The sequence below is a fragment of the Halovenus anhuiensis genome (assembly GCF_037080055.1).
Classification (GTDB): domain Archaea; phylum Halobacteriota; class Halobacteria; order Halobacteriales; family Haloarculaceae; genus Halovenus.
In genome coordinates, this window is record NZ_JBAOJI010000005.1 from 198,648 (window position 1) to 219,792 (window position 21,145).

General features: G+C 59.2%; 21 protein-coding genes and 1 pseudogene. 12 read left to right on the forward strand and 10 right to left on the reverse strand.

The annotated features are described in order from the left end of the window. Nucleotides 1–71: 71 nt before the first annotated feature. Nucleotides 72–1,763: an NAD(+)/NADH kinase gene (locus tag V8P86_RS13390; RefSeq protein WP_336327780.1), complete on the reverse strand. Its 1,692-nt coding sequence runs from the start codon at nucleotides 1,761–1,763 to the stop codon at nucleotides 72–74. Nucleotides 1,764–2,086: 323 nt separating this feature from the next. Between V8P86_RS13390 and V8P86_RS13395 the strand changes: the two genes are divergently transcribed. Next, nucleotides 2,087–2,536: a CBS domain-containing protein gene (locus V8P86_RS13395; RefSeq protein ID WP_336327781.1), complete on the forward strand. Its 450-nt coding sequence runs from the start codon at nucleotides 2,087–2,089 to the stop codon at nucleotides 2,534–2,536. A 123-nt stretch (nucleotides 2,537–2,659) separates the two neighbouring features. Further along, complete coding sequence (locus V8P86_RS13400; RefSeq protein ID WP_336327782.1) at nucleotides 2,660–3,403, forward strand: P-loop NTPase; 744 nt, start codon at nucleotides 2,660–2,662, stop codon at nucleotides 3,401–3,403. Between the two features lie 3 nt (nucleotides 3,404–3,406). Here V8P86_RS13400 and V8P86_RS13405 read toward each other — a convergent pair whose 3' ends face one another. Continuing rightward, nucleotides 3,407–3,841, reverse strand: coding sequence for a hypothetical protein (locus V8P86_RS13405; protein WP_336327783.1), 435 nt, complete (start codon nucleotides 3,839–3,841; stop codon nucleotides 3,407–3,409). A 122-nt stretch (nucleotides 3,842–3,963) separates the two neighbouring features. Here V8P86_RS13405 and V8P86_RS13410 point away from each other — a divergent pair, with 122 nt between their 5' ends. Then, entirely contained in the window at nucleotides 3,964–4,521 is a 558-nt protein-coding gene (locus V8P86_RS13410; RefSeq protein ID WP_336327784.1) for an NUDIX hydrolase, read from the forward strand. On the opposite strand, the gene V8P86_RS13415 is transcribed toward V8P86_RS13410, so the two are convergent. Next, on the reverse strand, nucleotides 4,522–7,377 hold the full coding sequence (locus V8P86_RS13415) for a DEAD/DEAH box helicase (protein WP_336327785.1): 2,856 nt from the start codon (nucleotides 7,375–7,377) through the stop codon (nucleotides 4,522–4,524). Between the two features lie 296 nt (nucleotides 7,378–7,673). Further along, complete coding sequence (locus V8P86_RS18940) at nucleotides 7,674–7,949, reverse strand: DUF7521 family protein (protein WP_442909404.1); 276 nt, start codon at nucleotides 7,947–7,949, stop codon at nucleotides 7,674–7,676. A 538-nt stretch (nucleotides 7,950–8,487) separates the two neighbouring features. Here V8P86_RS18940 and V8P86_RS18945 point away from each other — a divergent pair. The 5 genes and pseudogenes from V8P86_RS18945 to V8P86_RS13435 form a co-directional block, all read left to right on the forward strand. Further along, nucleotides 8,488–8,937 (forward strand): annotated as a pseudogene (locus V8P86_RS18945) (hypothetical protein); the annotation flags it as partial. Between the two features lie 21 nt (nucleotides 8,938–8,958). Then, on the forward strand, nucleotides 8,959–9,966 hold the full coding sequence (locus V8P86_RS13420; RefSeq protein WP_336327786.1) for a two-component system sensor histidine kinase NtrB: 1,008 nt from the start codon (nucleotides 8,959–8,961) through the stop codon (nucleotides 9,964–9,966). A gap of 149 nt (nucleotides 9,967–10,115) precedes the next feature. Next, complete coding sequence (locus tag V8P86_RS13425; protein ID WP_336327787.1) at nucleotides 10,116–10,559, forward strand: hypothetical protein; 444 nt, start codon at nucleotides 10,116–10,118, stop codon at nucleotides 10,557–10,559. 9 nt (nucleotides 10,560–10,568) lie between these two features. Then, the gene (locus V8P86_RS13430; protein ID WP_336327788.1) at nucleotides 10,569–10,865 is read left to right on the forward strand and encodes a hypothetical protein; all 297 of its coding nucleotides are present in this window, start codon (nucleotides 10,569–10,571) and stop codon (nucleotides 10,863–10,865) included. Between the two features lie 363 nt (nucleotides 10,866–11,228). Next, nucleotides 11,229–12,176 (forward strand): ferrochelatase, encoded by a 948-nt coding sequence (locus tag V8P86_RS13435; protein ID WP_336327789.1) that lies wholly within the window; start codon nucleotides 11,229–11,231, stop codon nucleotides 12,174–12,176. Between the two features lie 153 nt (nucleotides 12,177–12,329). Here the strand turns inward: V8P86_RS13435 and V8P86_RS13440 are convergent, their stop codons facing one another. Continuing rightward, nucleotides 12,330–12,626, reverse strand: a complete 297-nt coding sequence (locus V8P86_RS13440) for a DUF7521 family protein (RefSeq protein WP_336327790.1) — start codon at nucleotides 12,624–12,626, stop codon at nucleotides 12,330–12,332. A 6-nt stretch (nucleotides 12,627–12,632) separates the two neighbouring features. After that, nucleotides 12,633–12,989 carry an ArsR/SmtB family transcription factor gene (locus V8P86_RS13445; RefSeq protein ID WP_336327791.1) on the reverse strand — a complete coding sequence of 119 codons (357 nt, stop codon included), beginning with the start codon at nucleotides 12,987–12,989 and terminating at the stop codon, nucleotides 12,633–12,635. Between the two features lie 126 nt (nucleotides 12,990–13,115). Here V8P86_RS13445 and V8P86_RS13450 point away from each other — a divergent pair, with 126 nt between their 5' ends. Next, nucleotides 13,116–13,856 (forward strand): cupredoxin domain-containing protein, encoded by a 741-nt coding sequence (locus tag V8P86_RS13450; RefSeq protein ID WP_336327792.1) that lies wholly within the window; start codon nucleotides 13,116–13,118, stop codon nucleotides 13,854–13,856. A gap of 329 nt (nucleotides 13,857–14,185) precedes the next feature. On the opposite strand, the gene V8P86_RS13455 is transcribed toward V8P86_RS13450, so the two are convergent. The 4 genes from V8P86_RS13455 to V8P86_RS13470 are packed head-to-tail and all read right to left on the reverse strand — an operon-like array spanning nucleotide 14,186 to nucleotide 16,836. After that, on the reverse strand, nucleotides 14,186–15,619 hold the full coding sequence (locus V8P86_RS13455; RefSeq protein ID WP_336327793.1) for an NAD(P)H-hydrate dehydratase: 1,434 nt from the start codon (nucleotides 15,617–15,619) through the stop codon (nucleotides 14,186–14,188). Between the two features lie 45 nt (nucleotides 15,620–15,664). Then, complete coding sequence (locus V8P86_RS13460) at nucleotides 15,665–16,042, reverse strand: hypothetical protein (RefSeq protein WP_336327794.1); 378 nt, start codon at nucleotides 16,040–16,042, stop codon at nucleotides 15,665–15,667. A 57-nt stretch (nucleotides 16,043–16,099) separates the two neighbouring features. Beyond that, on the reverse strand, nucleotides 16,100–16,537 hold the full coding sequence (locus V8P86_RS13465) for a hypothetical protein (protein ID WP_336327795.1): 438 nt from the start codon (nucleotides 16,535–16,537) through the stop codon (nucleotides 16,100–16,102). Nucleotides 16,538–16,584: 47 nt separating this feature from the next. After that, the gene (locus V8P86_RS13470; protein ID WP_503629730.1) at nucleotides 16,585–16,836 is read right to left on the reverse strand and encodes a DUF8028 family protein; all 252 of its coding nucleotides are present in this window, start codon (nucleotides 16,834–16,836) and stop codon (nucleotides 16,585–16,587) included. Nucleotides 16,837–16,999: 163 nt separating this feature from the next. On the opposite strand from V8P86_RS13470, the gene V8P86_RS13475 reads away from it, so the two are divergent. From V8P86_RS13475 to V8P86_RS13485, 3 genes are all read left to right on the forward strand, one after another. After that, nucleotides 17,000–17,866 carry a class I SAM-dependent methyltransferase gene (locus V8P86_RS13475; protein WP_336327797.1) on the forward strand — a complete coding sequence of 289 codons (867 nt, stop codon included), beginning with the start codon at nucleotides 17,000–17,002 and terminating at the stop codon, nucleotides 17,864–17,866. Nucleotides 17,867–17,927: 61 nt separating this feature from the next. Beyond that, on the forward strand, nucleotides 17,928–18,809 hold the full coding sequence (locus V8P86_RS13480; RefSeq protein WP_336327798.1) for an ATP-grasp domain-containing protein: 882 nt from the start codon (nucleotides 17,928–17,930) through the stop codon (nucleotides 18,807–18,809). A gap of 46 nt (nucleotides 18,810–18,855) precedes the next feature. Next, a complete protein-coding gene (locus V8P86_RS13485; protein ID WP_336327799.1) occupies nucleotides 18,856–21,072 on the forward strand; it encodes a hypothetical protein in 2,217 nt (738 codons plus the stop codon). The last annotated feature ends 73 nt before the right edge of the window (nucleotides 21,073–21,145 follow it).

Below are 21,145 nucleotides of genomic sequence, written 5' to 3' on the forward strand. Positions count from 1 at the left end.
GCTGTCCCAGTTTCGTCTGCCGTGCCGGCGGCGTCTCCCGGAGAATACGAAAAACAGTCTCGGCGTCGCCTTCAGTCCATCAGTTCGTCGTTTTTCTGTAGATGTGCGAGGATGTTCTCGTGTGCCTCGCCGTTGGAGCCGAGCAGTTCCTTGCGCTCGTCTGAGTCGAACTCGACGGTGTACTCCTCACCGTGCCGGTCGGTGATTTTCGCACCGGCGGCACGGGCGATGACGACTCCCGCCGCCACGTCCCACGGATAGGTCCCGTACTCCCAGGTACCCTCTGCGCTGCCGTTCGCGAGATAACAGAGACTGAGCGCCGCTGAGCCGAGCGCCCGCACGCCGCGGGTCTCCTGATAGAAGTGAGTGAGGAACTCGCCGTCCGGATCCCAGCCCGAGAGCAGCATGCTCTCGTCGAGTTCGGACTGGTCGCTGGTGTGGATCTTTTTGTCGCCCTTGTAGGCATCGCCGCCCTTGACAGCGTGGAACATCTCGTCGGTTTCGGGGACGTAGACGACACCCATCACGGGTTCGTCGTCTTCGAGCAGGCCGATGGAGATGGAGTACTGCGGGTTGCCGTGGGCGAAGTTGCCCGTGCCGTCGACGGGGTCGATGACCCACTTGTACTCGCTCGTTCCCTCCTGGAAGGCGGCTTCCTCCGAGAAGATGCTGTGGTCGGGGAATTCGTTTTCGATGATCGTCGTGATGATCTTGTTGGCCTGGTGGTCAGCCTCGGTCACGATATCGGATTTGTCGGTCTTGACGGTCACGTCTTCGACGCGGCCGTGCAGTTCTCGGAGCGGTTCACCCGCGCTCCGGGCGGCCTCAGTCGCTACGTCGCGGGCCTTCTCGACGACGCTCAGTTCCTCTTCAGGGAATTCGTCGTCGAGCAGTTCGCGCGGCCCGTCGGGGTCGTCGCGGATACCCCAACTCAGCTTTTCGGTCATCGCCGTCATGAACTGGTCGTCGTAGCTCGTTCGGACGACGTGGGCCTGCTCCTCGGAGCCGGTCACGTCGATCACGTCGCCGCCGCTGAGAATCTTGTGGGCCCGTCCGCCGTCGACCAGCAGGCTGGCCTGCTCTCGGCTGACGACTTTGATATCCGCATCCGCAGAGACGACCATCGGTCGCACACCCATACTGTGGGTCTGCAGCGGGGTGATCTGCAGGGTGTGGTTGTCGCCCGGCATATGGATGGGACCGCCCGCAGAGAGCGCAACACCGGTCGAACCGGTCGGCGTCGAGATGGAGAGGCCGGTACCCTCGTATTGGCCGACGTACTCGCCGTCGACAAAGACATCGAGTCGAGTGATCTTCCGGTCGAAGGGGTTCTCTGGGGGAACGTGCTGGAGCATCACGTCGTTGATCCCCGTCGCGTTGACACCGGGTGCGTCGACGTGGAGTTTCTGCCGGCTGTCGACCTCGGCACGGCCACTAATGACCTCGTCGAGTGCGGCTTCGAGTTCTTCGAGCTCGACACGCGCGAGAAACGCCAGCGACCCCGCGTTGACACCCAACTGGGGGATGCCCAGTGGCGTGAACAGCTTGATCCCTTCGAGGAAGGTGCCGTCACCACCGAGGGTAACACCCAGCGTCGCCCGACCAGGATCGTAGGCGTCACCGATCTCCTCACCGAGTTCGACGACTGCGACATCGATTCCTTTCTCCGCCGCCCAGTCCTGGAGTCGCTCCAGCGGCTCCCCGCTATCCGGGCTCGTGAGAACGATTATCTTGTCTGTGGTCGCGAGTCTTCGTCCATGCATTGCTATAACGAACGTGTGAGGCTCCTTTAATAGTTACTTTGCCGGGTATTTTATGTATCTGTCTCCGAGGTTCTACCCTATCCGGCTGCTTTCTTGCGACTTGGGTGCGAAAACTGTGTCAGTATTCGCCGCGACCACAAGGAACCGATCAATCCGGACGAAATAAACATTTGCTTAGTTTTCTAGCGTTCACACCGCTTCGAAACGCCGTTTGTACATTTCTAGCGGGCCGGAACCGACCAGTCTAGCTGGTCCGGTTCTTGTTTATGACATATCAGGATTGAAACGAAACTATTGTAGGTGGCCCCTGAGAAGTGACGCATATGGCAGTAATCGACATCGCACGGACCAACGTTGTCACCGCCACCCCAGATACCCCCGTCGCAGACGTTGTACGGAAGATTCACGAGGAGGAGGTCGCCGGACTCGTCATCGTCGACGACGGCAAGCCACTCGACCTGGTGACGGCCCGTGACCTGCTCCGTGCCGTCCTCGACGACGAATTCGACGCGGAGAACACGCCAGTCGAGGAGTTCATCGACGGCGACATTCCGACCGTCGAAGCCGACGAGGGCATGTACGACACCGTCGAAGTCATGTCGGAACGGGGGATCCGCCGACTTCCGGTCGTCGAGGACGGGGAACTCGTCGGTATTATTTCGATCAGTGACGTGGTCGTCCTGCTCGGTATGGAACTCCAGCACGTCGCGACCGCGATCCGAAGTTCCTCGCCCGCCTACGAGCGAGACGGCTTCGATTACTACGACGGCTGATCAGTCGCCACCCAGTCGCGTTTCCCTTTTGTCGATCCAGTCTCACCCGAGAAGTCCCATCTCCCGGCTGAGGATCGCCGTGGGTGTACAGATATTTATTCGCGCGTCGCCTCGCAGTAGTCAATGGGTGGTTACGTGTGTACGATCGCCGGAGGCAACGGCGGTGTTGGGAAGACGACGACAGCAATCAATCTGGGTGCTGCCCTCGCCGACCGCGGCTACGAGACGGTTATCGTCGACGCGGATCTGGCGATGCCCAACGTCGCCGAGTTACTCGGCGTCGATGTCGAGACGTGTCTTCACGACGTCCTCGCGGGGTCGGCGACCATCAGCGAGACGCTCACTGATGCCGGCGGCGTGACGATCATCCCCGGCAAATCGAGCCTCGACGCATATGCTGAGGCCGACCCGAACAAACTCCCGAAGGTCGTCAATACTCTCGCTCGAACCCACGACGTTGTGCTCGTCGATACGGCGGCAGGGCTCAGCACGGAGACGACGGTCCCGCTGGAACTGGCCGACGGCGTTATCCTCGTGACGACACCCGATCACGTTTCGCTGACTGATACCGGCAAAACTGGCACGCTCGCGGAGATGGTCGACAGTCCGATTCTCGGTGCGCTGCTCGTTAGAGCGACCACAGAGACGCCGATTGCCGATATCGACGCCGAATTCGACTTCCCGCTGCTGGGCGGGATCCCGGAGAATGCCGAGGCCGTCGGGACGGAGCCGCTGGTCACCACAGCGCCGGACAGTCCGGCCGCCGAAGCCTACCGCGACCTCGCGGACGAACTTGCGCCGGTCTTTTTCGACGACGGCGAAGTCGAGGACATCGACCTCGTCCCTCGCGAGTGGATCGACCAGTAGGCGCTACTGCTGTGCGCTCACGTTTGCGAGAAACTCCTCGAAGACGCTTCGACAGTCCCCGCAGAGTGTGAAGTTCGCGTACGCAGGCAACTCCTCGCCGGGGCGGCGGTAGAGTTCGATGCCGACGACTGGCTCCGAGTCGAGGTCGTCGGCACAAAAACTGCACTGCTCGGCCGACTCCCGATAGCCAGCGGCGATAGATCGGTCCGCGTCGACTGGTGGCTGGTCGTGGCCGTTCCAGCTATCGAGGAGTTCCACCGGCTCGGAGCCACAGTCCGGACAGTACAGGAGTCCACCGGCAGATAGCCCCGAAATCGACCCCGCCTCGGCTTCGGGATAACTCTGGAGTGCGAGCCGTCGCTCCCCGAGTGTCGTCCCGCAGGAGGTACACTCCTCGTGGGCTGTCGGTTCGGTGTTCGTTCGACTCTCGCTGCTCATATGCCGATTCACGAGCGGACCCTAATAGAGGTGCGTCAGACGGTCGTCAGCCGTTTCCTCCAACGGGGGGCCTGACCGGAAAAACGAAGACGGTATGAATCCCCTCCTGCATTGAATGTGTAATGACTGGTCAGGGAAATGTCGATCACGAGAACGCGATGCAGGACGTGATCGCTGTCGACGCCGACGACAACAAACAGGGAATGGTCAACCGACTAGATGCACACACCGGCGATGGAATCCGCCACCGAGCGTTCACGACGCTTCTGTTCGACGACCGCGGACACATTCTTCTCGCGCAGCGAAGCCCCGACAAACGCCTCTGGGACACCCACTGGGACGGCACCGTCGCCTCCCACCCGGTCGAGGGCCAATCACAGGTCGAGGCCGCGACGGTCCGACTCGAAGAGGAACTCGGGATCGAACCCGACCAGTACGACGACCTCGAAGTCACCGACCGCTTCGAGTACAAACGCTACTACGAGAACGCTGGCGTCGAACACGAAGTCTGTGCCGTCTTGCAGGCCACCCTCGACGACACCAGCATCGACCCCGACCCCGAGGAAGTGGGCGGCGTGATGTGGGTGCCCTACGAGCGACTCCACGAGAACCCGCAGTGGTACCGTCAACTGCGACTCTGCCCGTGGTTCGAGATTGCGATGCGCCGGGACGTGAAGTAACTACTCCCAGAACGACCGCGTCCGGGCGTACTCGCGCTCCCGTGAGAGAATATCTCGGTAGAAGTCGTCTTCATTCTCGCGAAGTTTGTTGATAATCCGCGCAGCGTTGCGCGGGCCGACACCGCGGGCCGCCAGCGCGATGACGGCCTGTTTGCCGTGGCTCTGGACCAGACTCCCGGCTTTGTAGGCGCGCTCGGTCTGTTTCTCCTGCTCGTCGTCCTTCTGGTCAGCCCGCACCGCCGCGACAGTCTCGTCGGCCCAGGGATTCAACGCAGCAATCTGTGTCGACTCACAGTTCGGACAACTGGGCTGATCCCGGACACGCTTGACCGGCTTGGTCCGGTCGTACTCCTGGCAGTGCAGACAGAACAGAATCACTCGATCTTCCTGCAACCGTTCTTTGACCGTCTCGATGACGCTCGCGTCGGCGTTTTCCGGCGTCAGGAGTTCGGTCCCCGACCCGCGCCCGCCGATGCCGACCGGCGTGTGCTCGCCAACGGTCTCGATTTCGATCTCCCCTGATTGAACGCCGCGAAGCACGTCCTGTGCGCCCTCGATGGATAGCTCTTCGTGGATCAATTCCCGAAGCGCCTCGTCGTAGACCGGGGTGCCTTCGAGGGCATCGAGTAGTCGGCTCTTCCCGAATCCGGTCGAGCCGTTGCCCCGCCAGCGTTTGAGCGCGCCGAAGGTTGCGGCGACCTGTGCGAGTTTAAATTTCAGCGCGTCGGCGTTTTTCAGGCTCAGTTCAATCAGCCCGCGGACGTGGTCGGGATCAGTCTCGCGGAGGATCTCCTCCACGTCAGCCATCGAGATGCCCTGCGGCACGTCGAGTTCGATCCGGTAGGGGTCGACCTCCATCCCGACGCTGGACCCGGTTCGCTGGCCCAACAGGGCCGAGAGCAGGCGACTGAGTGTCTCGTTGATCTTGTGGCCGAAACAGGCGTTGACGACGATCGAGCCAGCCCCGAACTCGACGACGATTCGGTCGTCGGTCGCGACTGGGTGGCCGGTTTCGGCCTGATCAGTGAGTTGTTCCAGTCCGGCAGTGATCGTCTCCGTGTCGAAGTCGTATCGTCGCTGGAGATCACGTGCGACCGACTCCTCGCTGCCGCCGGCGTCGAGTTGCGTGCCCGCCACGCCCCGGACTTGTCCGACGTGCTCGGCGACCTGCCGCGTGACTGGAATCTCCTGACCGGTCCAGGAGGGCACCTCACCGGCGGGATCTTCGATTGGCGAGACGGTCACCACGTCCTCCTCTTCGTCGACTTCGGTGATCCGCCACATCTCGCCACCCTGGATGAAGATTTCGCCAGGTTCGGCGAAGTTGACGACGAACCGTTCGTCGAGGGTTCCGACCTGCCGACCGCTGGCCACGTCTTCCACGTCGTAGGTCGCTTCGTCGGGGATCATCGAGAGATTCCGGTAGAAGTACTGCCACGTTCCCCGGCGCTTCTCCAATCGGTCTTCCTCCTCCTCTAACCAGACGATCCGGTTGTCGGCAATCTCGCGGACGATCTGTTTGAACTGCTCGGGCGAGAGGTCTTGGAAGGGGTACGCTCGCGTTATAATCTCGTAGGCACGCATCGCCTGAATCTCGCCGAAGCCCATCACGAGGCCGGCGATCTGGTTGGCGACGGTATCCAGACTGCCGTGGTGGATCGCAGCGGGTTCGACGTGGCCGTCCTGTGCGCTGTGGCCGATCACGATCGATTCGAGCACGTCGTCGGGGTGGCTGGCGATGATCGTTCCGCTTGAGATTGCGCCCTCGCGGTGGCCAGCGCGGCCGATCCGCTGGAGCAGGCGCGTCACCTGCCGGGGGCTATTGTACTGGACGACGTGATCGACGTGACCCACGTCGATGCCCAGTTCCATCGAGGAGGTACACATCAGCCCCTCGATCTCGCCGTTTTTGAACTGTGATTCGATCTCGATCCGTTTCTCTTTGGCCAGCGAGCCGTGGTGGATCCCGATGTTGGTTCCATACTCTTTCAGCCGGGAGCCAATTGCTTCGGCTGTCTGGCGGGTGTTGACGAAGACCAGCGTTGCCTCGTTCTCGGCGATAATTTCGTCGATGGCGCGGACGTGACTCGCAATCTCGGGATCGGTGACGAGTTCGCTGGCGATCTGTTCGTCCCGTTCTGTCGGGGTGGGACAGCGAACGTCGATGTCGAGTTCGCTTCCGATGTCGACGCCGGCGACGGTATACTTTCGATCCCCAGTAAGCAGTTTGCCGATTTCGTCGGGATCGTTGACCGTCGCCGAGAGGCCGATCCGCTGGGAGGGTCCGGCGAGTTCTCTGAGGTGTTCCAGTCCAATCGATAGCTGTGCGCCGCGTTTCGAGACCGCGAGTTCATGAATCTCGTCGACGACGACGTGTTCGACGTCTTCGAGCGCCCGCTGCAGTTTCTCGCCGGTGAACATCGCTTGCAACGTCTCGGGCGTCGTCACGAGCACGTCCGGCGGATTGTTCGCCTGTTTCTGGCGCTGGTAATCGGTCGTGTCGCCGTGGCGGATGTCAATCTCGATATCGAGCGTCTGGCCCCACCACTCCAGGCGTTCCTCCATGTCGCGGTTGAGCGCCCGCAGCGGCGTGATGTACAGCGCGCTGATTCCGAAGGTGTCCTCGCCGACGATGGCGTCGAAGACCGGCAACATTGCGGTCTCGGTCTTGCCGCTGCCAGTCGGCGCGACGACAACGACGTTCTCGCCGTCGACCAGCGGCGGGAGCGCGCGGCGCTGTGGCTCCGTCGGCGTCTCGAACCCACGCTCAGAGAGGGCATCTCGCAGCTCAGTACCGAGCAAGCTGAAGGCCGCCGCGTCGTCTTCGAGCGCGTGACTCGCGCCGCCGTTACTCATTACCCTCTAGTTGGCCCTGAGCGGATTAAGGGCGTCGGAGCAAGTCGGTAGACTGCTTCTAGGGTGTCATAGAACAGTTCGCACGCTCATCTGCTGATTTTTTGAGCGGGACGAAGAGGCCTGGTTCATCCACCCAACGGGGATCGACCTCTGGATTCTCTATCGGATCGTTGTCAGCATCGGCGGAGAAATGCAGACCGGCGACAACGACCTCCAAGGGACTTGTATCACATTTTCGCTCCCGAGGGCACTCTCGGAGAAAATGGCGTGACATGGTTCACTGTCCAGTTGGAGACTCAACGCAAGAACGATCGGAGAAGGGCAAGGAAGCCGAACCCAATCGCGACCGACTCGATGATATGTACCTGAGTCAGCCCGATAGGGGTCAGTTGATAGAGTGCCCCCTCTACAAAGACACCGATTGTCATAATAGCGAAGCCGATCGTCGCATCCCGCAGATACGTGGCTCTTTGCTCATAATACGCTCGGAAGCTGATTATTGTCGTCAGAATACCGAGCAACAATACTATAATGCGAGTACTCGTTAACGCTACTGCCCAGCCATCAACCATTCAGTTCACACCCCTATTGTGTTGTAGTCTCCTGTAGCGAGAGGCGTCCGGCAGAGGCTCCCGATACGAACTTAATGAACGTCCACAACAACGATATTGAATACGACAACCGTGAGTTTGGTCTTTTGAACGGACCCCGACGCTGATACTGTCAGTACTGACTGCTGAGGACTCTACGGGGGTTATCATATACTCCGAGCAGAGGTGACAATAGTGATCGCCAACCAGGCATCTCAAACCCATCATAATGAGGCTTTTATTGATATTATGATGGTGGAGGAGATGGTATTTAAAAAGTTGGCTGTTTTGTAGAGCCTACAAATCACACGTAGCTAAATATGCCGTTCTCTCCAAATCTCATCTAAAAGATGGGTCTGTACAAGCCGCTAAACGTTGGATCTGGGCGGATTCGTGCGGGGGAGAACAATGTGGCCAGAATGGCTAACCATGTCACCCCCATCGTAGACCGACCCACCGACAATAGTGGATGTCACGGAACCGAACTTCCATGCCAGTCGCTTGGACTCATTAGGTACCAATGTACAATATAAACACTGGGGCTGACCGGCTGTTCGACACGATTAACGAATCGGACGACAAAAAGCGGCTTCACTATTCCGGACTCATCTCAGCAGTTGGTGTCGTTGTCGCTATCTTTCATATCCCACATTTTGTCGCAGACGTGACTGGAGAGATGGGACTATTGGTGCTGGTGACTGGCGCATTTCTCCCGTTCGTTCTTGCGGTTAGTGTTGCGATTGCTGGGTATGGATTCTGGCGGAGTGATTTACAAGTGCTTCAGATCCGACGAGTTGGCCTCTGGGTTGTCTCCGGAATGGTGGGCATGACGACTGTCAGCGGGACATTTCTATTATATGCTGTCATAGAAGGAGCTCAGCTACCCCACTTCTATTATCTCCTCTTGGACTTTGCCACAACTGGTGCACTCGGCGGAATCCTTATTGGCTGGTACGATGTCAACAATCGTCGGCATGCAAAACAGTTGCGAGTGTTTCAGCAGGCAGTCGAACACGCGGGCCATAATATCTATCTGACCACTCCCACAGGTAGGATCGAGTACGCCAACCCCAAGTTCGAAGAGCAGACTGGCTACGACAAAGATGAGGTGATTGGGGCGACTCCACGGATTCTGAAATCTGGTGAACACGACGAGCAGTTCTACGAGGAGATGTGGGAGACGATCCTCGCTGGCGATATCTGGCACAGCGAAATAGTAAACGAACGAAAAGACGGGTCACAGTATCATCTCAATCAGACGATTGCGCCCGTGACCGACGAGGATGGCGAAATCGAACATTTCATCGCAATCAACAATGACATCACAGAACTGAAAGAGTATGAGGCCAAGCTGAAACGACAGAACGAGCAACTTGACCAGTTTGCGAGCGTCGTTTCTCACGATTTGCGGAATCCATTGAACGTGGCGATGGGCCGAACAGAGATGGCCAAACGCGACTGTGAAAGCGACCACTTGGATGCCGTCAGCCAAGCACTGGATCGCATGGAACAGCTCATCGCTGACGTGTTATCTCTCGCCCGGCAGGGAGAATCAGTCAGCGAGACGGAAACACAACCGCTTCGAGCGGTGTGCGAACGGGCGTGGAATCAGATCAGCGCATCCGAGGCGTCGCTGTCAGTTAGCTACGACCGAGCAGTTGTGGCGGACCCCAGCCGCCTCCAGCAGTTACTTGAAAACTTGTTCCGAAACGCAATCGAACACGGGGGCTCTGAGGTAGCAATTCATATCGGGGAATGTGACGATGGATTCTATGTCGAAGACGACGGACAGGGCTTCACCGATACCGACACAGAGACCCTGTTCGAGCCAGGACACACGACCTCAGACGACGGGACCGGACTTGGACTCGCTATTGTCAAGCAAATTGTCGACGCACACGGATGGACAATTATCGCAACTCGTGGGACGAAAGGTGGGGCCAGGTTTGAGATCACCGGGGTCGAAACAACCGCCTTTTCTGAACTAACAAGTCACTGAACCTGAGGAGTGCAGTCAATAGATTGGTATTCACATTCGTTATGCTGGCTCGCTCGGTGCCGTGGACACTCCTACATAAAGTTTACTTGGATTTGTCGTTCGGCCAAGTTCTCGAATCACTCTCTTAAACTGGCAGTAAAGGTTCTTCTATGCGAACGTCTGAGAACCAATCCAGTCTGGAGAGGCGGCAGAATAGAATACGATTAGCAGTGCTGGTTGTCCTCGGGTTCATTTGGATCGTTTCCGTAGGTGTGCGACCGGTCGCTGCTGGTGGGGACGGCGCAAGTGCCGGTCAAAGTACTGATTTACTGCATGTGTTTATCGAGATCGTTCAGTTGTTAGTCGGAGTTATCGCAATCGCGACGGCCTACCTTGCGATCAAAACGATGCGGGGCGGACACATCGAGTGGGCCTTCTACTCGCTCACGACCGGTGTTGTCACGTTCCTTACGCAGCGTTTGTGGCATTCTCTCCACGAGTTTGGTTTCGTCCCGTTCCCAGAGGGGGCCGAACAAACTCTGTTTATTGTTGCGACGGTGTTGATGGCGATTGGATTCATCCAGACCTACCACGTCATGCAACCGACTGCATAACGCTGTATCATGTCTCATCATAATACGGCGGACTACTACGCCCTGATCGAGAGTCTCATCGCGGATCAGGAAGAAGTGTGGGGCGGCCTGGCTATCGAAATCGCAAATGCCGTACCAGGGCTAGTGGTTTCTGAGAACGGTACGGAATCTGGGGACATGTGGGTCAATGGAAATGAAAAAGCCATCGCCGGGGCACTTGCTGATTCGTACATCAAAAGATTCGGTCAATCCGCGGCGAAGTCGTTGCAAGCGGTTGCCCGTGAGTACGATGATGATGTTGATTTACCAGCTGTATTGCAGACCTAATAAATCGGCAGTAAGTGCATACGCGCGTAATATTTCCGCTCCGACTGTCTCGAACCTTTCAACGCCCAACATATACGGGACCGAGGTTCGTGGGTACAACCCTCATCGAATTAGGTACATGAACGTTGCGCTACGGTATGACCAAAATCGTCGTATGTACGAATTAGAGAGATTTTCTCAGCCGAGAACTAATACTTGGATAGCGAGGGGGAGAGACGATGACTGAACGGACTAGCGGTAATCACATGAACAGCGACGGTACGATCGATAACACTGACACTGTTGATGTAGATGGCACGGCTCTTCAGGGGCCGGGGTTAACTCACACGCCCACTTTCACGAGTTATTCAGACTTATATAAAAATGTCTACTGACCATCCAGGGGCAGCTCGTGATTCGGTACATGAGCGCGACTACAGCGAGCACCCACTCGTCGTTACCTGGGAAGTGACCCAAGCCTGCCAGTTAGCCTGTGATCACTGTCGGGCCGATGCACAGCCTGGCCGTCATCCGGATGAACTTACGACCGCAGAAGGCAAACAGCTCATCGACCAGATCGAGGATTTCGGCTCCCCATCCCCAGTTCTCGTATTCTCGGGCGGCGATCCGCTGGAACGACTGGACTTCTTCGATTTGATGGAATACGCCTCCGCAAGCACCTTGCGGACGGGAGTGACACCAGCACCGACGGCCAACCTCGACCAGACAATGCTCGAGCGGTTCGCCGATGCAGACATCGATCGCGTCGCGCTCACATCTTGGCACCGCCATCCGCGATACGTCCGCCTTCGGACAGAGAACATCAATTCGTTCGTGCGCAGACAGGACTTCAGCCTTGCTGATGAGACGACGGAACTCGTCTTTGCGGCTCACGGCACGCCTCAGCACTATATCGAATCGGGGAGTGAGTACGAAGAATACGTTAGGGAGTGGTGTGAAACGGTGTCGAACCGGTTAGGTGTCTCAACATACACGCTTGGCTATCAGAACCACGACAGCCGGGATGTCGAGTGGACAGAACCGGCAATCGAAGACTCGCTTGCGGACATCGACGCTGAACGTCTCGTCATCGAGCCCATTAGCTTCATGCACGAGCAATCCGAGACGCTCTGTGACCTCGATATCGAGTTACGAGATGAGACAATCGATGCTGGCTTCGAGTTCCACCGTGTTCCCATTCCGTACGATAATCCGGAGTTTCCTGTCGTTCTCGCCGACCTCGTCGAACCGTTTGTCGCCGACATCGATCCGAGCGAGTACGGCTTGCAGGAATTATCGAACGACGAATCAATTGACGCGTTCTGTCTGTAGTCCGGTCACCGATACCCGAGCGAGATTTCCTGCCAGTTGGCTTCGTCATCATTGGTCGGATCGTCCTACCATTGACCAACTCGTACTACTGGTCAGGTCGATAGCGGAGGCAATGAAATCTCTGTCTCCCGAAACCACTTCTCAAGTCGGTCATCACTCCTCTTCGTTCTCAGTCTGGCTCGCGATGTCGCCGTGCAACGAGTACAGGATGACGAGCATACCGATCGCGACAATGGTCGTTTGGATCGTTCCGGCCACGAAAATAGAGAGATTGAGTACATCGAACAGAATTCCCTCGATTATTGCGCCAACGCTGATAAAAAGAAATCCGATGGCGACATACAACATCGGTTTGCTTCCGTGGACGCGATAGCCTTTGTACGCCTGGAAGACGATAAGTAGCCCCAATCCCATCGTGATAACCTTCGCGATGACGAGTTCCAGATGCATAATCAATCAACTCTCTCGGATATCATCCCAAACACGGGTGAACCGCTCTGCGGGGGATTCACGCACAGTGATATCGACGGTGAGTTTGTCGTTATCGATGTCGATGTCGATGTGATCGACGTTCGCCACGTAGACGCTGTGGTGGCTACCATCTTCACTAATCCGTGTTTTTTCGGTAAGCAAATTATGCTCAGCCATATTTTCAGTGTGCCGATAAATAGTGGACAGATCGGCCCCGAGTTCGTCGCCGAGGTCTTTCGCGGACATCGGCTCCTGGCTGGTAGCGACCAGGATTTCTCGGACATAGTCGTAGCCGAGCAGATCGAGTATCTCAGATGGCTTTTCTGGCTCTCTGTCTTGCACACGTTTTGCTATAATTGATGATTACCGTAGTTGCTTATATAAATAGAGCTGTTTTGCACAGCGTCCAAAACAGGTTCACGTTATACTCCCTCATATCTCGAATCTCCATCTGTGAGGTCGCAAACGATGAGTAATGAAACACTAGTCACGCGGCGTCGGATGTTACAGGTAACCGGTGGTAGTCTCATAGTTGGTCTTGCAGGGTGTTCCGACTCATCTGCAGACGATAGCGAGGGAGATCCCTCTTCGACGAGTGCAGACAACGAAACCGACGACCATAACGACTCGGAATCGCATGACGACACGGAGACGCATTCGGACGAAGAGGAAGAAGGTGGTCATGGCGACGAAGAGGAAGAAGGTGGACATGGTGACGAAGAGGAAGAAGGTGGTCATGGTGACGACGAACACGGGCACGATGGAGAGGTCGGTGAACCGACCGATACCGCCGAAGTGAAGATGGTGACTGAAGGCGGCGGATACCACTTCGAGCCCCACGTTGTACGAGTCAATGTTGGGGGTACCGTGACGTTCCACAACGAGAGTGGAAGCCACTCATCGACCGCATACCACCCAGATAACGACCAGCCACAACTAATCCCAAACGGGGCGGCATCGTGGGACAGCGGTCTCCTGTCCGAGCAGGGCGCAACGTTCGAACACACGTTCGAGACCGAGGGAATCTACCACTACTACTGTACGCCACACGAGGCCCCAGGTATGATCGGGTCCATCATCGTCGGCGAACCTGAGGCCCACGGGCAGCCAGCCCTCGAGGAAGTGCCCCAGGATAAACCGGACAGTGTCCGTGAGAAGCTGCAGGAACTCAATACGAAAGTCAACGAAGCTCTCGGACACACGCACTAAACCGGTACGTCATCTGTCACCTTCCGTTTTTTGAGATCGGTCAACCAACTGTCAGTCAGTTATCCGCTCTGAAGGAGTGCGCTTCAGCGAGGTTACCGGTGTAGACCACTTGAGGCTCAAATCGTTCGAGAACACCAGACCCTCGTGATCATGGAAATCTCTGATTGCCGGATGATACTGAGGCCCCAGCCTTTACGGCCTGTAGAATAATTGGTTAGCGACAAAATCTCGACGTTAATACGCACGTCTACTCACCAGAGTATCCAGGCAGCTTTACGATGAAAAATAACTTCGTGTGAGTAATTCTATAAAATTTTCTGCTCCGTCTTTCACTCCTCGTACCGCATCGCGGTCGGAACCGCGTCGAGCAGATCGGTCGCGACCAGCCCATCGCCGCGCTCTTCGGCGACGATATCGCCCGCCCGGCCCGCGAGGTAGGCACCGAGGCTGGCCGCGTGGATGGGATCGTGCTGAGCGGCCAGCGCGCCCGTCACGCCTGCGAGCACGTCGCCGGTCCCACCGACGGTCATCCCCGGATTGCCGGTCCGATTGACTCGTGTTCGCTCGCCGTTCGAGAGGATGTCGTACCTGCCCTTGACGAGCAGCGTGTGGCCGAGTTTGTCGGCGAATTCCTCGATTGCGTCGCGGCGTTCGCGCCAGTCGTCGGCAATCGGCCCGCCCATCTTCGCCAGTTCGCCCTGATGCGGGGTACAGATCAGCGTCGCCTCCGTCTCGATGTCTGGAACTAACTGAAGGGCGTCGGCGTCGACGACGGCGGTGCCGGTGAAGGCGGTCAAGATTGCCTCGGCGGCTTCGAGTGTCCTCTCGCTGTCGCCGAGTCCCGGACCGATAACGAGCGTGTCGTGTTCGGCGGCAAACTCCATGACCTGCCCGACGTGACCTGGCTCGAACTCTCTGCCCTCGACCGGACGGACGATCAGGTTTTCGCTGTAGCCCTGGACCTCGTGGGCGACCGCCGTCGGGCACGCGATCCGGACGAGATCCGCTCCGGCACGGAGCGCGGCTTGCCCGGACAGCGCCGGCGCGCCGACGTAGGGGCCGCCGCCGATCACCAGCACCTCGCCGTGGTCGCCTTTGTGGCTGTCTGGATCCCGCGAGAGTCGGAGGAGATCACCGCGTCCAACGAACTCGGAGGCAGCCTCGGGAATCCCGATGTCGGCGACTGTCACCGGAACGTCGAGGTCGGGAAGGCCCGGTTTGGTCTCGTGGAAGGTGACGACGTGATCGGCGTCGACTGCGCCCGCCGGAACCGTGCCCGTCTCGGCGTCGAATCCGGAGGGAACGTCGACCGAAAGGATGGATGCGTCGCTGTCGTTGATCGCCTCGGCCGCAGTGGCTTCTGGTTGGCGCAGTGAGCCAGTCACGCCGGTGCCGAGCATCGCGTCGACCAGAAGATCCGGCTCGCCGAGATCGATCGCAGTCGAATCACGGACCTCCTCGCGAGTACACTCGGCCAGTTCGAGGGCATCCCAGTTCTCGCGGGCGATTTCGGTTCCGATGGCATCTGCCCGGCCGAGCAGCAACACCCGCACGTCGAACTGGTCGAGGAATCTGGCGGCGACGAAGGCGTCACCGCCGTTGTTACCACGGCCGGCGACGATCGTGATCGACTCCTCGGGATCGGCCAACTCGCGGGCGACGCGGGCAATCGCGTTCCCGCTGGATTCCATCAACTGTTTCCGGGGTACACCGAGGGCGGCGGCGTTGGCGTCGACGACCGCCATTTCCGAGCCTGCAATCATATGCAGGTTTTCGGGTGGCGTGACAAAAACTGTGTGGGGCTGGTCTCAGATCCCCGGCACACCGATGGCGTCGACGTTTCCGATGCCGAGGAGTCCGAGAATCGTGAGGACGATCAGCGCGGAGAGCCACGCACCGATCCCGACGATACTCGCTCGGATCCAGCCGACGCCGTACTGCCATCTGACGACGGAGATCCAGACGAGGAGGCCGACTATCGAGGCCAGCAGGCCGCCGATTCCGACACTCGCCAGCGCAACGTCGACGATTGTCCAGGCGACTGCACCGATCAGCGCTGTAAAGACGGCGTCTGAGTACTCTCTGGAGGCGAAGGCGAATTTCGCGCCGATGTGAATCGCAAGCCCGCCGATGAGCAGGCTCACTGCGAGGACCAGCAGGGAGGCTTCGATTCCGTGAGTTGCCATATCTGATCGACACATGGATACGTAATAAAGCGACTGGCCACGACGCCGGGTTGACGATCAGGAATTGACGATTTCGATATCGACGATTTCTGCGTCGAGTTCGTAATCGTCGGGCACTGCACTTCCGCGCTGGTAGGCATCCTCAAAGACGTACCGTTTTTGTGGCGAGATTCCGCTCTGAACGTCGATTTGCTCGCTTTTTGTCCACGATTGCTCGGTCGTTCCGTCCCGAATATACCGGAGTTCCATTTCGAGGCGTCCCGTGGCGCGTTCCGGACGACGATTCTCGATGTCGACCCGCGCCACAATATCTGCTGGGGTCCCAGGGGTACCGCTGGTCCCCGTAGGTCGACGCAGGTTCGTCAGCGAGACAACCAGCTTGCCTTCCACATCGGAGCCGAGATACTTCGCGAACGCCTCAAGACAGCCCGACAGTGATACGGCCGCGGCACTCGCAGAGACAGCCAGCAGTTCGCGCCGAGAGGGCCTCCTCATTCATCCACTGATCAGGGACAGGCGAACTTGTACGTTCCGGGACTCCCTCACTCGTTCGTGTAATCCCTGCCGATGACGGCGGCGGCACCCGCCGCGAGGACCACCAGACTGAACCAGAGGGGATAGGTCGTCACCGAACCCGTCACGACGAACCCCAGTGCGACCCAGGGGAGACAGACTGCACTCCAGAAGCCTGTTGCCCGCACGGCCGGTTGTAGTCGACTCAGTGCACCTACCATCGTTCCAGCCACGTCGGAGATTCGTCTCGCTCGGTACGGGTCTGCTGGAGTACCAGCGATCCGATACCGAGGTTTTCACAGACTGTGCTATGTGGCATCATCCCTCATTTTTTCATACGCCCGGCTGGCTCATATAGGTATTCATTTGATCTGACACGATTTTGTGTTCGCCGATCCAACACGATACCAACGCTTAGGCGTATGTCTCCCCTACGGCACTGCAATGAGTCACTCAGACCTCGACACCGACGAGGTTGCGGCAATCTACGACGAACTCCTGAAGACCTATCGGACGGAGTGGGAGTACCGCGGCCACCGGAGTCTCCACCTCGCGTATTACGACGACGAGCACGACGAACCGGCCGAGGCGGCGATGAACACGATGCGGCGACTCTCCGAAGCGGCCGACATCGACGGTTCTGAACACATCCTCAACATCGGCTGTGGGGCTGGTGAGGACTCCGTCTGGAACGCGCGGGCCTACGATACCGAGGTGACCGGCGTCAACATCAGCGAGACCCAACTCGAAATCGCTCGGGAGAACGCCGCCGAACACGGTGTCTCGGATCTGACGACGTTCAATTACGACGACTTTCACGAACTCGACACCATCGACGACGATTCTGTCGACGTGGTCTGGGGACTGGAAGCACTCTCACACTCGGCAGATCGGGCCCGAGCACTCGAGGCCGCACAGCGCGTACTCACCGCCGAGGGCCGCGTCGCCTTCACCGATCTGTTCCTGACGGTCGATCCCGACTCGCTCTCGCCGGAGCAACAGGGCCGCATCGAGACGATCAACGACGCACTCGGGCTCCGGATCGGCTCCATCGACGAGTTCGAGACGACGCTCTCGGAAACCAACTTCGGCAACGTTCAGATCGAAGATCTGACCGATGGCATCAAGCGCTGTACGGAACGCCGCCGGAGTTTCGCTCGGATCGCCCATCCCGTCGGTCGCGTACTCGGCGTGCTCGGCGTGCTCTCGGAGACCCAACTCGACAGCTTCAAAGCCTCCGCAGAGATCGATCGGCTGATCGAGGCAGGCGTGCTGGGCTACTATCTCGTCACCGCCGATACCGATCGCTAACTCCCGGACGGACTGCACCGACGACCAGCAACCCTATTGTATTCCCGTCCAATCAAACGGTATGCTTCAGCTCGCCGTGGCGACGAACGCGGAAACGTACGAGCGGATGCAATCGCCGCTCCGCGAGCGCGGGATCAACCCCCGGCATATCGAGACGGCGGAACGATCGATCAGCCTGTCCGCAGGCGAACGGGCATACCAGCCCGTCGAGATGACCGCTTCCTTCGACGCCGGTTTCGTGTTTCCCTCCCGACTGGCAGAGGGCGGCGTCGCCAGCGGACTCCTCGATATTCCGTGGGTGAACGGCCGCGAAGAGATCCTTCGCTCGCGGTTCAAAGGAGAGACGCTCGCTCGGCTCTCGACTGCTGGCGTCCCTGTTCCCGACTCTGTCGTCGTCTCTGACCCGGCGGACGAATCGGCAATGCAGGACGCCTTCGGGCAGTTCGACCCCCCGGTCGTCATCAAGCCAAACTCGACGACTCGCGGGGTCGGCGTCGCGAAGGCCCACGATCTGGATTCGTTTCTCGGGATCTGTGACTATCTCGACCTCGTCCACGACTATCGAGCGACCGGCGATCAGTCCTTTCTCGTCCAGGAGTATCTGCCCGACGCCCGCGATTACCGCGTCATGCTGATCGACGGCGAGGTTGTCGGTGCCGTCGAGCGTCGCCTGCCGACCGAGGCACTCGAAGCCGGTCAGTGGAAACACAACGTCCACCGTGGGGCGGAGGCAACGGGCGTGACTCTCGATACAGAACTGCGCGAACTCGCCGAATTCGCGGCCGAAGCGCTCGACATCCCGTGGCTCGGTGTCGACCTGTTGGTCACCGACGACCGGGCGGTCGTCAACGAGACGAACGCACGGCCGACCATCGATACCGCCACGAAATACGAAGATGGGTTCTGGGACGACGTGGCTGGGTTGATCGAGGCGACGACCTGACCGCCCGGCCGATACGCATATCTGGCTGCTGGCCGAATCCTGGACAATGGATTTGTCGGCCGACCCGAAACATCTTCTCCTCGTCGTAGTGGTTGTCTCGCTGCTCGCGGTCGCTGGCCTCGGCGTACTGGGGGGCGGTTCCGGCCCCGATGGTCCGGACTACCCTGCCGTCATCGATAATACGACTGCCTCACTCTCTGCGGAAAACGAATCTGCGTTCCTCTCGGCGATTACCGACGATTCGGGTGAACTGACGACGGAGGGCGAAGCGTGGGCCGACCGACTCGAAACCGTCGAAGCGGTCGGACCTGCCCAACGTGATGCCGTCGCACGCTCGATGGCAACTGGTGGCGTGAGCGAGCAACGGCTCGCTCGGCTCGACGGCATTCTGGCCGCTCCGCCCGACGTTACTCGCACTGTTCTCCGAGATGGGCTCCGGGATAGCTCCGGTGATGGCCTGCTGGACGGCGAGACGCGACTGCTGGGTCTGGATCGAACCGAGCGCTATCCCACGGTATCGACCGCGGCCCGCACGCTATCCGCCGGCGGGTACGACAACCGTTCGATCCGATATCTCGACCGACTCTCGACACACACCGACTCGGCGTTCCGACTCGCACAGATCCGCGGACTGGGCCTCGTGAACGACTCCGTGGCGAACGGTTCGGTCACGGCCGCGGACCGCCGGGCGATCACGGACGGCTCCGGTGACGGCTTGCTTGACGGGACCGCCGAGGCATTTGGACTCGATCCAGCGGAACAACACACACCTGTCGTTGCGCTCGCAACCCCGCTGGCCGACGCCGGCTATACCGAAACAGAACTCGCGTACCTGAGACGGATCGGTGCGCTCACGCAGAACCGCTCGATGTGGGCTCAAGCCGCGTCGCTCGGCTTGCTCGAAGCAACCGCAGCGACGGGCTCGGTCGATCAGGCCGCCGTTGAGCAACTCCAGTCGACCGACGCGGGTCTGTTGGCCGGCTTCGAGGCGAAAATCGGCGTCACCAATCGGACGGACCGCGCCATGATCGGGAAGCTGGCGGCGCGGCTCGCCGACACAGGCTACGACGAGACTGCTTTGAGCTTTCTGGAACGCGCTGCCAACATCACAGAGTCCTCGTTTCAGTACGAGCAGGCGCGCGCACTCTCCCTTCTCACTGAGCCGGTCAGAGACGGGCGTGTCACAGCAGCCGACAGCGCGGCGCTGACAGATTCGTCCGGCGACGGGTTACTCGATCCGATGGCCGCCCGACTCGGTGCCGAGGAGTCGACGGCCAACCCGCGGCTTCGTGAACTCGCAGAGCCGCTGGGGGCCGGTGGGTACAACGAGACAGAACTTGCCTATCTTGACCGGCTGGAAGAGCTCTCGGCGTACCGCGGCAACGAGTACGAACGCTGGGCCCAGGCACGACAACTCGGCCTGCTCGATTCCGCAGTCGAGAACGGCACGGTCACCGAGTCCCAACTCTGGCAACTCGGCAACGAGGCACCGAACCGCCTGCTCAACGGGATGGAACGCGAGTTCGGGACCGATCCCGACCGTGCGGACACCAGCGGCGACGGCTATCCCGACCATCTGGTCTGGGGGCCGATGCGTGACCTCGGACTGACGGTCACCCCGACCGAACCCGATGTCTACGTCGAAGTCGACACCGTCCGCAGTCAGACACCGCCCAGTGACCGGCAACTCCGGGAAGTCAGCGAGACCTTCCGCTCGGAGCCCACCGACGACTCGATCAACGTCCATTTCTTCCGATGTGACGCCGACCAGGGCGATGTCTCAGGAATCTCGGAGATGCAACGGCGCGTCGACCAGTATCGGACGGTAACGGGGCTTGGGTTTCAGTACCTCCTCGTCAAAGACGGCTCGATCGAGTTCGATGGCGAAGCGGCCGCTGGCGTCGCGTACGTCTCGAGACACGATCCGTCCTGGATGATGATCGACGGCACACTCAGCGAGCGAGCAACGCCGACACACGAATCGAGTGCAATCGCGCACGAACTCGGTCACTCTCTCGGAATCACCAATAGTGCCTTCGATGGCGTCGACTCGACGAGATACAGCCCGGAGCGATACAACAGCGTCATGGGCTACAATCTCTGGACGCCGATCACGTTCTCGACAGGCCCACCGTTCGACGACTACCAGCGGATGGCTGACCGCTCGTTCGGCAGTTTCCACCAGAACCACGATGCCCTCGAAGAGATGTGGCAGAACGGCTCGGTAACGAAGGAGCTCTCCTGTACGGCTGTCGAGAACTGAGTCCTGTCGTCCACCGCGGCTCCGAGCGCTCGTCGTTCCGTCCCACCTCGACAGTGATGTTGTCCCTTTTGAT